This is a genomic window from Cytobacillus sp. Bva_UNVM-123 (genome assembly GCF_046351715.2).
In the GTDB taxonomy this organism is placed as follows: Bacteria; Bacillota; Bacilli; order Bacillales; family Cytobacillaceae; genus Cytobacillus.
Map to the genome: position 1 here is coordinate 2786171 of NZ_CM177772.1, position 13617 is coordinate 2799787.

Consider the following 13617-nt stretch of genomic DNA (forward strand, 5'->3'; position numbering starts at 1 on the left):
GCATGAGCCCCTTTTTATATAAAGCCAAAATATTGTTCATATGCACTATTTGCCTCTTCCTCTGTTAAGTAAATGGCCATATCATTTGTTAATGGGTAGTATGTTTCATATAAAAAGATTGCTAATTCATTATGATTATCAGGGTTATTCACAACTGCTGCTGCTTGAATATTTGCAACATCTTGCGTGTGTGGGTTTCTATAAAACACATAAACAATATCTCCTGCTTTGTACGGGCTATTTAAATCGTTCCACACGAAATCATCACCATCCTATAGGAATTATTATCATTTTTCCTATAAACGATAAAAATATGACTACTTGTTTTTGGAAACTAAGATTGGTGAAGGAACTGGCGAAGTTTGAGACAGATATACACGAATTGCAGATAAAATTGTAAGCTTTATAGCTATGCACGAGTAAGGGCGTCTGTCCTTTGAATTCTCATGAACAGACGCCCTTCCTTATTATTTCCCTATCTTTTTGAAAGCCGCTGATTGTTCTTTAATTCCTTTTTCAGCAGCAAATCTTTCAATACTCGATGCACCGAAGAAGCCGACAATGCCATCTACTTTTTCAATGACATATGCAGCATCTGCTGGTTCGGCGATAGGACCGCCATGGCAAATGACTAGAATATCTGGATTTACCGATTTCCCTGCTTTAATAATTCCTTGAATTTTATGAACACAGTCGTCTAATGTTAGGGCAGTTTGTGCACCAATTGTCCCTTTTGTTGTTAAACCCATATGGGCAACTAATATATCTGCTCCTGCTTCAGCCATTTTCTTTGCTTGTTCTTCATCAAAGACATATGGAGTTGTAAGCATATCTAATTCATGTGCTTTTCTTATCATGTCCACTTCTAAATCATAGCCCATTCCTGTTTCTTCTAAGTTTTGTCGAAACACTCCATCAATTAAACCGACAGTAGGAAAATTTTGCACTCCACTAAAGCCTTGAGCCTTTAATTGCTTTAAAAATACTTCCATTACTCTGAACGGATCAGTACCATTTACCCCTGCTAATACTGGCGTGTCTTTCACAACGGGCAATACTTCACTTCCCATTTCGACAACAATTTCGTTTGCGTCCCCATAGGACAGCAAGCCCGCCAATGAACCACGGCCTGCCATTCGATATCGGCCGGAATTATAAACAATAAGCATATCTGCTCCGCCAGCCTCACTGCTTTTCGCGGTTATACCCGTTCCCGCACCTACTCCTAATAAAATATTGCCTTTCGCAATTTCTTCTTTAAAACGATTTAAAATTTCCTGTCTAGATAAAGTTAACATGTTAATTTTCTCCTTTCTTATTGTTAATAAATTGCACTAACTTTTCTGCTGCTGCTTCTGCAAATGCTTTATTGTTAATATCTGTATTCATTTCTATAACCTCTACCTTTGCCTTATCAACATTTTCCTTCAATGTGTTAAATAACTTTTTGTCCTCTTCTGGACCATAAAATGGTTGCCCTTCAACATCAATGCCAGATAAGCCTTTTAGTGGTAAAAACAAGGCTGTATTTCCTTTAGCCATATTTAATTTTTCAGCAATGACTTTGCCTAATTGTTCATTCTCTTCCATTGTTGTCCGCATTAATGTGACAGTTGGATTATGTTTATAGAAATTACGGCCTTCATATCGTTGTGGAACGGAGTCAAATGGACCAAAGTTAACCATATCTAAAGCACCGACTGAAACAACCTGAGGCACTTTATTTTTTGCAGCGGCTTCTAAGCGATTTGGACCAGCATTTAACACCCCGCCCATCAATTCATCTGCCCATTCCGTCGTTGTTATATCAAGCACCCCATCAAAAAAACCATTTGAAATAAGGCTCTCCATTGTTTTTCCACCTACACCAGTCGCATGGAAAATTAACACTTCAAATCCTCGTTCCTCTAAATAATCCTTCGCATAATTAATGCATGGTGTTGTCAAACCAAACATAGTCGCAGCGATTAACGGCTTTTTCTCTATATTTGCCTTATGCTCAAATTTAACCATTCCTACGATGGCATTGACCGCATTTGTAAAAATTTTCGTTGATATGACATTCAACCCTGCAACATCGACTACAGACGGCATCATAATAATATCGCTTGTCCCGATATATGGCTCTGTATTGCCTGAAGCCACAGTTGAAACCATGATTTTTGGCACTCCAATCGGCAGAGATCTCATTCCAGACGTTACAATTGATGAGCCACCAGTTCCACCGAATGATAGGATCCCATCAAACTTTCCTTCATCAAATAATTTAGGCAATAATATTTCCATCCCTTTTGATAGAATGGCTGTCGCGTTTGCTCGATCTTTTTTTGCAGCAATTTCTTGAATATTTGCACCAGCCGCTGCGACAATTTCAGCATTGGAAATATCAGGTTCAAACAATGGCTCAAACACACCAGTATGAATCGTATACGTGTTTACACCTAAAGATTCAATTAGCTCCTTAACAAATAAGAATTCCTTACCTTTCGTATCAAAAGTACCAGCTAATGCGATTGTTTTCACAACATTTCCTCCTTTTTATCATTTACCTAATAACAAAAGAAAGCGATATCATTTCTTTTCTAATTAAATGATATCGCTTTCTTTATTAAATGTTAATGTGTTTATGTTCTTTCAATTTGTCTTTTTGTTATTTTTTGTTTCTATCCACTTCTTGAAGTGGGGTCTTACTGCCCGCTAATCTGCAATAATAGGTAGGTGAAAGCCCTTTATGCTTCTTAAACATCTTACTAAACTGTGAATAGTTTGGGTATCCAACCATTTCAGCAACAATTGTAAGGGGCAAACTTTCTTTTTGGATGATTTCAATAGCACGATTAAGCCTGAAATCTATGAGATATTGGGTAAATGAAAGCCCAACTTCTTTTTTAAATAATGTACTTAAATAGGAACGTGAAAGCCGTAGGATCTCAGCTATTTCATTTAGAGAAATCTCATTCATGTAATGCATCCAAACATACTTTTTTACAAACTCGATATAATCAGCTTGACTTCCAATCCCATCAATAATTTTCTCGATTAATTCATCATAATGAAAATCATTTGTTTTTTTAAATGATTTCGTCACTTCTAATATCGTTTGTTCTGTAGGGATTCTCTCAAATACTGAACCACCTATATATCCCATAATTTCTGTATCATCATACATAAATTGCACATCTTTCGGTTTATTGACAGGGCCACCATAAATCATTTTTATGATGTTTGGATTTATTTGATTGCATTGTTTGAAAATATTGATCGCCTTTTTTTTGGCTGACTGCAAGGATTGGATTTTTTTTGCACCTAATTTACCCCCCTCTGTCAAACCTAAATGAACACAAATAACATCAGCTCCAGCTTCAATCATTTCTAATGCTTGACTAACATTAAATACAAACGCAACCGTGAATAGACCTTTTTCATTAGCGATACGTATCGCTTCTACCTCTTTTTCAAATGTTAGTCCTTGCTCTTCAAGCGCCTCACGAAAGCGACCATCTATTAATCCAACACTTGGAAAATTATTAATTCCAGCAAAGCCTTTAGCTTTAATTAGATCAATAAATTGTGCTAAATGTATCGTAGGATCTGTTGCACAAATACCGAAAAAAACAGGAATCTTATGAATAGCTGGTACAAGCTCTTTAGAAGCAAATTCGAGAACTAATTTATTGCTATTCCCGAATGCTAGGAACCCCGCTAATGAACTGACACCCATTTGCCGATATCGACCTGAGCTTAAAGCTAATATAAAATCCGCTCCACCTTGTTCAGCATATTTTCCCGTCATCCCAGATCCAGCAGCTACACCAATTAAATGTTTATGTACTTTTAATTGATTCAATAAAAACGTTCTAATTTCATTTTTTTTCCACATATCTCCTTGCTCCTCATGGCAATAACAATTTCTACAAAATGATTGAACCTATTATATACTACTATTGAAACAAATTCCCTTTATAGTCGTCTATTTATTTTGAGGTGTATAGATTGAAAAAAACATTGCTATGGTCTATGATAATCGCTTTATTCTTATGTTTGTTGTCATTTCCGATTTTTTATAAATTAACTTCTTATCTTCATCCTATTGCGTTAGTTGTCGTATTTTTATGTATTTTTATACTTGTTTTTTTTATTATCCTTTTCATTCGAAAAGAAACAATCGAACTTCCATATTCATTCTTTCTAATCCTATATATCATTTACTCTATTTTTCTCTTTGTTCTATTATTTTTTCGACCTACAAATCAAACATATGAATCAATAAATCTTATTCCCTTTCTAACAATTCGTTTATTTCTTTCAGGGAAAGTAGATTGGCTCATTTCATTTTATAATCTTGCTGCGAACATCGTCTTATTTATTCCGTATGGCATTTTTTTCATGACTAGAAAATTCTCATTTGTAAAGCTTTTAATATTTCCTGTATTATGCATTTCTACAATTGAAATTGCACAATTTATTACACATCGAGGCAGCTTGGATATTGATGATCTTATTTTGAACTGCTTTGGATTTTTGCTAGGCTATTTCCTTTATCCTATTTTTGATCGAGTAATAAAAGTGTCGAAAGCAAAATAAATAAGAGGATGCCCTCATAAGTCTTAAACAATGACTTTTTGAGGACTGCCTCCTTTCATCTTAATCTATTAAACTAAAATTACCCAGAGAATCATCGTTACGATAATCGTTACAATCCCTTGCAAAAGGGTAGCCATCGTTTGTGCCTTATAAGCATCTTGTACTTTCATCCCACTGAATTCCGTAATAACCCAGAAGAAGCTATCATTTACATGACTTACTGTCATAGCACCGGCTCCGACTGCCATAACGACTAAAGCTAAAGGTACAGCACCTTCTATCCCAACTGTTGGGAGCAATGGAGCAATTAAAGAGGATGTAATGACGAGTGCTGCGGTGGAAGAACCTTGTGCTGACTTAAGCGCCGTAGCAATAAGGAAAGGAATAAGCAGAAATAACGCTCCTGAGAATGTATTCGCTAGATTCCATCCTTGAATGATGTCAGCTATGCCTGTATTTTTGATCACAGTGCCAAATGCTCCACCAGCACCTGTAATAAGCAGGATTGGTGCAGCATCTAATAAAGCTTGACCGATCCATTTTGATAAAGTTTCTTCATTATATTTAGGCAATAAAGTAAATACAGCAAGCATACCTGCCATAAGGGCAATGACTGGTTGACCTAGAAAGGACAAGAAAGCTGCTAGATTACCTTCCATCTTGAAAAATGAAACGACAGACCCAACTCCGATTAATACAATTGGTAAGACAATCGGTAAAAAGGATTTAAAAGTAGAAGGCATTTTCCCAAATGAGCGAATAATTTCATCATAATCTAATTCTTCTCCCGTTTCCTCTACTTCTATTTTTGTAACGACCTTGGTTGCCCAAAAATAACCAACAATGGTTGCTGGAATGGCGACAATTAAACCGATTAAAATGATTGTGCCTAAATAGCCTTCTGCCCCTATATTTCCAGCTGCAGCTATTGGTCCAGGAGTTGGTGGAACTAAAGTATGGGTTGCAAATAATCCAGTTGCTAGCGCTATAGACATTGATGCTGCCGCAACCTTTGCTCTTTTAGCTAACGCCTTTCTTAAACTATTCAAAATAACAAAACCAGAATCGCAAAACACAGGGATTGAAACAATATATCCAATAATACTCATCGCAAGCTGCGGTCTTTTTGGACCTACTACGCGAAGGACAACTTCTGCCATTCGTAAAGCTGCACCTGTTTTTTCTAATATTGTACCAATAATGGTCCCGAATACAATGACGAGACCTATTCCTCCCATTAAACTACCAAAACCTGTATTAATATTCTCAACTAAACTCGTAAGTGGCATCCCGGAAGCAAACCCAACAAATAAAGTTCCTAATAAAAGCGATAGGAATGGATGTAGTTTAAATTTTGAAGTAGCAACAATAATCAATAAAACTCCAATGATTAATACAGCAAATAACACGATATTTTCCTCCTGTTAACTAGTTTTCTTATTCAGCAGAGATGTCATGTGAGAATGATTATTTACTTATAAATGAAGCGATATATGTTCGCATAACCTGTTCAGCTGTTCGTTCAAGCAATTCTTCTGCTCTTGTTATCGCTTCCTGGAGAGACATTGGAGTATTGATAATACTATGAACACTCGTAATCCCATGCTCGTATAAAATATCGATTCCTTGGCCAATCGATCCAGTGAGGGCAAAAACAGGAATTCCCTTTTTCATAGCAGCTTCAGCTACTCCCATCGGTGTTTTTCCAGAAGCTGTTTGAAAGTCAATTTGTCCTTCACCAGTTATAACGATATTTGCATTTTCTAATTGTTCCACGAGCTTTGAATATGTAATAACGATGTCAACTCCTCTATTTGTTTTAGAAGGAAAAAAAGCTTGAAAAGCTCCACCAATGCCACCCGCTGCACCTGCACCTGGCCGATCATGCAAATGAATACCTATTTGTTTCTCTACCAAATCAGCCCAATGAGATAAATTTTTATCAAGTACTTTAACCATTTCAGGTGTTGCTCCTTTTTGGGGTCCAAATATATATGTTGCTCCGTTCTCACCGATTAATGGATTTTGGACGTCAGAGGCTATAATAAATTCACTGTTTGCTATTCGCCCATCAAAATCACAAGTATCGATCGAAGCAATTCGGGCAAGCTTGGCACCACCATAACGTACAGATAATCCGTCACTATCTAACAGCCTCATTCCTAACGCTTGGAGCATTCCAATTCCACCATCATTAGTAGCACTCCCACCAATTGCAAGAATGAATTTTCTGAAACCATCATCTAGTGCTTTTTTAATTAATTGACCTGTACCGAATGTCGTAGCTTTCATTGGATTAAGATTTTCCGAATTAACGAGACATATTCCTGACGCCATCGCCATTTCAATTACACATGTTTCGCTGTCTCCTAGAACTCCATAAGCTGCTTGAACAGGATTTTGCATTGGCCCTTTTACGGTCCATTCAACTTTATGACCATTCGTTGCTTTTACTAAGCTTTCCATCGTTCCTTCCCCACCATCTGCAACAGGAACAATGACTGTTTCTCCACTAGGTAATGCTTTTTTCACCCCTCTTTCAATTGCTTGTGCAGCTTCAATAGCCGTTAAACTACCTTTGAATGAATCTGGTGCAATAACAATTTTCATATCATGTTCCACCTTAAAAAAATAATCGAAAACTTTGAAAGTCCTTCATTTTTCAAGTAAGCTGGCTAGAATTGTATACTTATGTATAACTGTTATTTCAAAAAAACATTGTTGTATAACACAAACTAGCTTAATATTTATTATAAAGTCACACACAAAGTTATTCATCGTTTCCAATAAACAAAAAACGAGCTGTTTTTATACTTATTTTTATCTATCCTATACAAAAATAAATGTTATGAGGTTGCATATTATGCTAACGAAAAAGGTTGCAAAAGAAATTGTAGAACAAACAATGAATCGGCTAAATCGAAATATTAATATTATGGATGAAAATGGAACGATCATTGCTTCAGGCGATTTACAACGTGTGAACAAAGCACATTACGGTGCGATCGAAGTACTACGTTCAGGAATGCCGCTTATTATTCGGGAAAATGAGCAAAAACATTGGGAAGGAGCTCGTCCTGGAATTAACCTTCCAATCCAATTTCAAAACGATATGATCGGGGTAATGGGAATTACTGGAAATTCTGATGAAATTATGGAATTCGGAGAGCTTGTAAAAATGATCACAGAAATGATCATTCAACAATCGTTTCTGATGAAACAATTGGAATGGAAACAGCATATGAAAGAGCTCATTTTTGAGGAAGTCATAAGCTTTCCGCTAAATATGGACTCTATTATGAATCGTCTTCAATTAATTGAAGTCCAATTATGTCCACCTTATCAAGTAGCGATGATTAATTTGGAGCTATTTCACGTAAAAAAAAGTGAGCTATTCCAGCTTTTAGAGCATTTTTTTAATCCGAAACATACTTTAATTGGTTTTTTAAATGCGAACCTATTATTTATAGTAAATTCGAAAATGAAAGAAGCAGATTTTATAGCAAAATTATGTAAAAGTTTAAAAATAATAAATGCGAAAGGGATAGAAGCAAAGATTGGAATGGGTTTACAAGTGATGGAGCTAGCACATATTAAACATTACGAGGAAGCTTTAAGTTCTTTAAAAGCGAGCACATTAGAAATGCCTATTATCGCATATGCTGATATTGAAATACAGGCTCTTTTAGAGCAAATTAATAAGCGGTCTAGGCAACAATTTTCCACTAGAATATTAAATAATTTATCTGAAAAACTAATCCAAACGGTAGAACAATTTATTGCTCACAACTTAAATATTAGTGATTGTGCTAAAAGTATGTTTATTCATCGTAATTCACTTATTTATCGAATTAAGCAAATTAAAGAAAAAACGGGCTATGATCCACAGCATTTTCAAGACGCACTTACACTTCAGCTAGCAATCTGGATATGGAAGATGAAAGAAAAGAAATAAAATTTTGAAATTAAAAAAGTAGAATGGTACAATAAGTTTCGAAAGTATTTCAAATGAAGGAGTGATTGCAAATGGCTGTTAATGTTTATTTAAATTTTAATGGTAATTGTCGTGAAGCTGTTGAATTTTATGCAGAAGTTTTTGGAACAGACAAGCCCCATATTATGACTTTTGGAGATACACCACCAAACCCTGAGTATCCCTTACCAGAAGAAGCAAAAAATCTAGTCATGCATGCACGCCTTACTATTAATGGAAGCATGGTTATGTTCTCCGATACGTTTCCTGGTTCTCCTTTCGTCCTAGGAAACAATATTAGTTTATCTGTAGTCAGTCATAATGAAGATGAAATAAAGTCAATCTTCCATAAACTAAAAGAAGATGGTACCGTAAATATGGAGCTTCAAGAAACTTTCTGGAGCAAATGCTATGGCCAAATCACCGACAAATTCGGAATAGAATGGCAGTTAAATTATGAAAATGAAGAAATAAAAAACTAATTAAATAATAGCAAAGGTGTTTCCTAATGAAAGCTCCTTTGCTTTTTTTATGTCTAATTGAGCCACAAAAAAGGCTGTTCGTTCATTTATTGAACTAACAGCCTAATAGGTATTATGATATTTGTTTGATTTCACTAAACATTGCAACGTAATTTTTGATTTCTTCAGTGTCATTCTTAATCGCACTAATTGAGAGCCATTCTAAATATACTTGTCCATTTTTCTTTCTATTCCATATTTCCCCTTGCCAATGGCCATCTTCTTTAATCGTTTGCCACATTTCTTCATAAAAAGCTGTTCCATGTTTTCCTGAGTTCAAAATACGGGGATTCTTCCCGATTACTTCGTCTTCATCATATCCAGTTACAATTGTAAAGGCTGGATTTACTTGTTCGATATTCCCATTTACATCTGTCACCATTACTCCTTCAACAGTGTGATTAAGAATAAGCGAAGCCATATTTAATTTATCTTGATAATACATCCAGATAACAATGATTAAGCTTGCCATGGCAACTTGAGATAATGCCATAAATCCGATGGCATAATGACCTGTTAAGTTAAATAAGAATGAAAGAATTAATGGTGGAAAGAAACCTCCCAACCCTCCCATAGCTGAAACGATTCCATTAACAATTCCACCTTGCTTTGAAAAGTACATTGGTACAAGTTTAAAAATCGTGCCATTTCCAAGTCCTGCACAAATGGCGATGGTTATACAACCGATTGAATAAACTAGCAATGATGGAGTAAATGCGAGAATTATTCCTGATAAGGTTAATCCTCCAAAAACAATCATTAATATTTTAAAGGAATTAAATTTATCACCAAGCCAACCGCCAACAGGACGCAAGAAAGTCGCTATTGCAATAAACCCTGCTGTTCTTAAACCTGCATCAACTTTTTCAAGTTCAAAATGTGAGACTAGAAAGTTAGGTAAATAAATCGTAAATGCTACAAATGCTCCAAATGTTAAAAAGTAAAATAAGCTTAAAAACCATAGCTTCTCATTTTTATAAACACCTTTTATTTGCACACTTAACGGTGTCATTACTTTTGCTTCGTTTTTATCACCTAAGAAAAAGTTCAAAACAGCAATTACAAGTACTAAAATTAAATATAGTTTAATCGTAGCTTGCCATCCAATTGAAATGGCGATCACAGGTGCAGCAAACGTTGTAATGGCAGTACCAATATTACCAGCACCATAAATTCCGTTAACAAATCCATGCTTTTCTTTCGGGTAGTATTTTGGCAATGAAGTAACACCAACTGAAAAAACAGCCCCACTTATCCCAAGAAAAAGCCCACCTATTAGCAAATCATTGAAGGTATTTGCATTGCTAATATAAAATATCGGGAACAATAAAAGCAAAAAGCTAATTGAAAATAACTTCCGTGCCCCAAAGCGATTTGTCCAATAGCCTATTGGAATTCTTAATATGGATCCTAACACGACAGGGATTGCCGTAATTAATGATAATTGAGTTGCAGATAATTGAATATCCTCTTTAATAAACGGCATAAGAGCAGATAGAATGACCCATACCATGAATCCAGCAATTAAACTTATTGTTTGAAGAGGTAATTGTAATGCCTTTGGTTTCATAATGACATTCCCCTTTCATCCTTTAACTAAATTAATTCAGGTTAACAATACATGTATTTTCCCCTTGCTTATTTACAGCGTAAAAAAATCTTTAACTTTAAGATGTGAAGATGTTCACACATTTTTCGAGTTCATAAAATCTTCACAGGTTATTTTTAAAGAATGATGAGTTAAATTATGTTAAAATGAGAGTAACAGCGTTCGTCGGATTAATATACAAGGGGGTAATTATATGCCTCATCAAATGAGACCAACTCAATCAATTGAAATCAAGGAACTACTTCGATTAGCCGATCGAACAATAAGCACTGAAAAAGGTCAATATTTATTTCGAGAAGGAACAGATGCAGAACAACTATACATCATTGTTTCAGGAAAAGTGCAAATAAGTAAAGTGACTGCTGACGGACGTGAACTAACATTACGAATTGCTGGAGAAAATGATATTTGTGGTGAATTAACTTTGTTCACTAATTCCCCTAAGTATCTCCTAAGTGCATTAGTAGTTGAAGAAGGCGAAGTCGCTGTCCTCAAAAAAGCTGTGATTGAGAAAGAAATATTTAATAATAGTGCATTAGCTTTTGAATTTATGAAATGGATGAGTGATCATTTTCGAAAAACACAAACGAAATTTCGTGATCTCGTTCTTCATGGAAAAAAAGGTGCATTGTATTCCACTCTCATTCGAATGACAAATAGTTATGGTGTTATGAAAAAAAATGGAGTATTGATTGATCTTCCTTTAACAAACCAAGAGCTAGGAAACTTTTGCGGAACATCGAGAGAAAGTACGAACAAGTTTCTTAATGAGTTAAAACGTGAAGGTGTTATTTCAATAAATAAGGGTAAAATCACCATTCATAATCTTCAATATTTAAGAGATGAAATTGCTTGTGAAAATTGTCCTATCACATATTGTAGCATTGAATAAGGAGAATTTCTTTACAGACTGACTAATGTCAGTCTCAGATTGAAGACAAACACATTGTTCAATTAAATAATGTGTTTGTTTTTTTATCTATTTCTCTATTTTTGAATTAAAACATAGAAATAGGAAAAAAAATAGAGTCCTTTTGGTCTCTTAATTTCAGGATTTTTGCTATTTTTTTTATATTTAGACAAGCAAAAGTAAGCCCCATTTTCATGTGCATTTTTTCTTTACCAATCATATTCGTATAGCGAAGACCATGAAATTCTTTAGCTGTTCCAAATAATCGTTCTATTGTTTGCTTTCTAATTCCATAAAGTTGTTTCATTCCAAGGGAATGACGGATATCCTCACATCGTTCCATTTCATCTTCCCATAAATGTCTCATAATTAACTTAGTTTTATTCTTTGATTCTGTACATGAGGTAATGAATGGACAAGACGAACAATCATTGGGATTACTTTTATATTCTTTATAACCTTCTCTATTAGTTGTTGTATAATTTAAAGTTTTCATATAGGACAAATGTAACGATCAAAATATTCATCATAAACATAATCATATTTTTTGAAAAATCCTTTTTTAGTCATAGGTCGTTTGTAGGGGAAAACAGGAATTAAATCATCTTCAAATAATTTATGTGCTATTCCAGGCGTTTTATATTCAGCATCCATTATTAGTTTATCTAAAGTAAAATGGCTTTTTAATTTATTATAAAGAAAAATAAAAGTTCTACTGTCATGTTGATTTCCAGGATGTGTTGTATAGCCTAATACCCATCCATTTTTATCACATGCCACTTGTGTGGCATAGGCAAATACTTGTTTATGTTCTCCCTTATGAAACCAACCACTTTCATTATCTGTCGTACTTACTTTTTTCTTTTTTACTTTTAAATCACTTCCTATTTTTCTTTTTAAGGGCTTTTTTAATCGTTTTTCTCTATCCTTCTCAACTTCTTCTTGTAAGCTTTTAATATAAAATCATCTAAAGAATAAAAACCAATTTGATCTCGTTTACTCATATCTTGTTTTTTCAACATCTAAATCAGCTCCTTTTCTCCATTTTACCAAGAAAAAAAGACAAAGTATCGAATAATCAGATACTTTGTCTACAGTCTGAGGTTGAGAAATTATTTTCTCAACCTTTTTTTCGGTGTTTTTTTATTTTCACTCAATATTTTCTACATTTAAACACTTAGTTTCACAGTAATAGCCTTTGCCGCCAACATAAACTTTTTCTATTTCATTCTTGCTATTGGTTGCTAATTTAACTAATATTTCGGAAGGCGAGTGTAAAGAATAACCTTGTTCAAATACATAGACTTCTTTTTGCAAGTAGTGCTGTTCATAAAGGTAGCAAGCTAATGCACCGTTTGAAGTTCCAGTCGCTGCTTCTTCATTGATGTCGTATAGTGGAGCAAAATTTCTGCATATAATTCGATTGTCATTAAAAGTATATAGATGCATCCCGACAACATTATAATACTTGCTGATTTCTTTAATTTTTTCAAAATTAGGTTGCAGTGCATGTAATCGTGTTTCGCTTTTTATAGGAATTAAAATATCTTTTAAGCCCGTGGAGACAATTTGAATTGGGTATTTATTGTCTATAGCTTTAATGTCAAAACAGTCGATGAACTCGTTTGGAGATACAACATCATAGAATATCGGTTTGTTTTGTTCCATGAATATGATGTCATCTTTTATGGTAATAGTAAGAACACCGCTGTTCGTTTCAATCGTATAGCGATTCCTGAAAAGTTTATTTAAATGCATCAGTATCGCGAAAGAGCCAATTGTGGCATGACCACATAAATCAACTTCTTCTTTTGGTGTAAAATACTCAAATTTATAATCAGCAATTTCAGATTCTGATATAAATGCGGTTTCCGCATAGCCCAGTTGTTTGGCTATTGCCATTTTTTGAGTAGTGGACAATGTATTCTCAATAAATACCACTCCTGCTTTATTTCCGCCTTTATGATCCTTGCTAAATGCACTTGCAACATAAACGGATATTTTCATAAGACACCTTCCT

12 protein-coding genes and 1 pseudogene are annotated in these 13617 nt (G+C 34.6%); 4 read left to right on the plus strand and 9 right to left on the minus strand.

Going from position 1 to position 13617, the window contains the following annotated elements; translation table 11 throughout:
- Positions 1-14: 14 nt before the first annotated feature.
- From KDN24_RS13875 to KDN24_RS13890, 4 genes are all read right to left on the minus strand, one after another.
- Positions 15-257, minus strand: coding sequence for a transcriptional regulator SplA domain-containing protein (locus KDN24_RS13875; protein WP_409973677.1), 243 nt, complete (start codon positions 255-257; stop codon positions 15-17).
- 210 nt (positions 258-467) lie between these two features.
- Complete coding sequence (locus KDN24_RS13880) at positions 468-1298, minus strand: phosphoenolpyruvate hydrolase family protein (protein ID WP_409973676.1); 831 nt, start codon at positions 1296-1298, stop codon at positions 468-470.
- Between the two features lies 1 nt (position 1299).
- Positions 1300-2523: a Tm-1-like ATP-binding domain-containing protein gene (locus tag KDN24_RS13885; RefSeq protein WP_409973675.1), complete on the minus strand. Its 1224-nt coding sequence runs from the start codon at positions 2521-2523 to the stop codon at positions 1300-1302.
- Between the two features lie 127 nt (positions 2524-2650).
- A complete protein-coding gene (locus KDN24_RS13890) occupies positions 2651-3880 on the minus strand; it encodes a phosphoenolpyruvate hydrolase family protein (RefSeq protein WP_409973674.1) in 1230 nt (409 codons plus the stop codon).
- 113 nt (positions 3881-3993) lie between these two features.
- Between KDN24_RS13890 and KDN24_RS13895 the strand changes: the two genes are divergently transcribed.
- A complete protein-coding gene (locus KDN24_RS13895) occupies positions 3994-4584 on the plus strand; it encodes a VanZ family protein (protein WP_491348049.1) in 591 nt (196 codons plus the stop codon).
- Positions 4585-4652: 68 nt separating this feature from the next.
- On the opposite strand, the gene KDN24_RS13900 is transcribed toward KDN24_RS13895, so the two are convergent.
- Together KDN24_RS13900 and KDN24_RS13905 are read right to left on the minus strand one after the other, a co-directional pair.
- The gene (locus KDN24_RS13900) at positions 4653-5993 is read right to left on the minus strand and encodes a GntP family permease (RefSeq protein WP_409973672.1); all 1341 of its coding nucleotides are present in this window, start codon (positions 5991-5993) and stop codon (positions 4653-4655) included.
- 58 nt (positions 5994-6051) lie between these two features.
- Positions 6052-7194 carry a glycerate kinase gene (locus KDN24_RS13905; RefSeq protein ID WP_409973671.1) on the minus strand — a complete coding sequence of 381 codons (1143 nt, stop codon included), beginning with the start codon at positions 7192-7194 and terminating at the stop codon, positions 6052-6054.
- 253 nt (positions 7195-7447) lie between these two features.
- On the opposite strand from KDN24_RS13905, the gene KDN24_RS13910 reads away from it, so the two are divergent.
- Entirely contained in the window at positions 7448-8539 is a 1092-nt protein-coding gene (locus tag KDN24_RS13910) for a CdaR family transcriptional regulator (RefSeq protein ID WP_409973670.1), read from the plus strand.
- A gap of 71 nt (positions 8540-8610) precedes the next feature.
- A complete protein-coding gene (locus KDN24_RS13915) occupies positions 8611-9039 on the plus strand; it encodes a VOC family protein (RefSeq protein WP_409973669.1) in 429 nt (142 codons plus the stop codon).
- A gap of 112 nt (positions 9040-9151) precedes the next feature.
- On the opposite strand, the gene KDN24_RS13920 is transcribed toward KDN24_RS13915, so the two are convergent.
- Entirely contained in the window at positions 9152-10648 is a 1497-nt protein-coding gene (locus KDN24_RS13920; protein WP_491348050.1) for a nitrate/nitrite transporter, read from the minus strand.
- A 232-nt stretch (positions 10649-10880) separates the two neighbouring features.
- Here KDN24_RS13920 and KDN24_RS13925 point away from each other — a divergent pair, with 232 nt between their 5' ends.
- Positions 10881-11579 (plus strand): Crp/Fnr family transcriptional regulator, encoded by a 699-nt coding sequence (locus tag KDN24_RS13925; RefSeq protein ID WP_409973668.1) that lies wholly within the window; start codon positions 10881-10883, stop codon positions 11577-11579.
- Between the two features lie 106 nt (positions 11580-11685).
- Here the strand turns inward: KDN24_RS13925 and KDN24_RS13930 are convergent.
- Both KDN24_RS13930 and KDN24_RS13935 read right to left on the minus strand, forming a co-directional pair.
- Positions 11686-12560, minus strand: a pseudogene (locus KDN24_RS13930) (IS1182 family transposase); the annotation flags it as partial.
- A 186-nt stretch (positions 12561-12746) separates the two neighbouring features.
- Complete coding sequence (locus KDN24_RS13935) at positions 12747-13604, minus strand: PhzF family protein (protein ID WP_409973667.1); 858 nt, start codon at positions 13602-13604, stop codon at positions 12747-12749.
- Between the last annotated feature and the right edge of the window lie 13 nt (positions 13605-13617).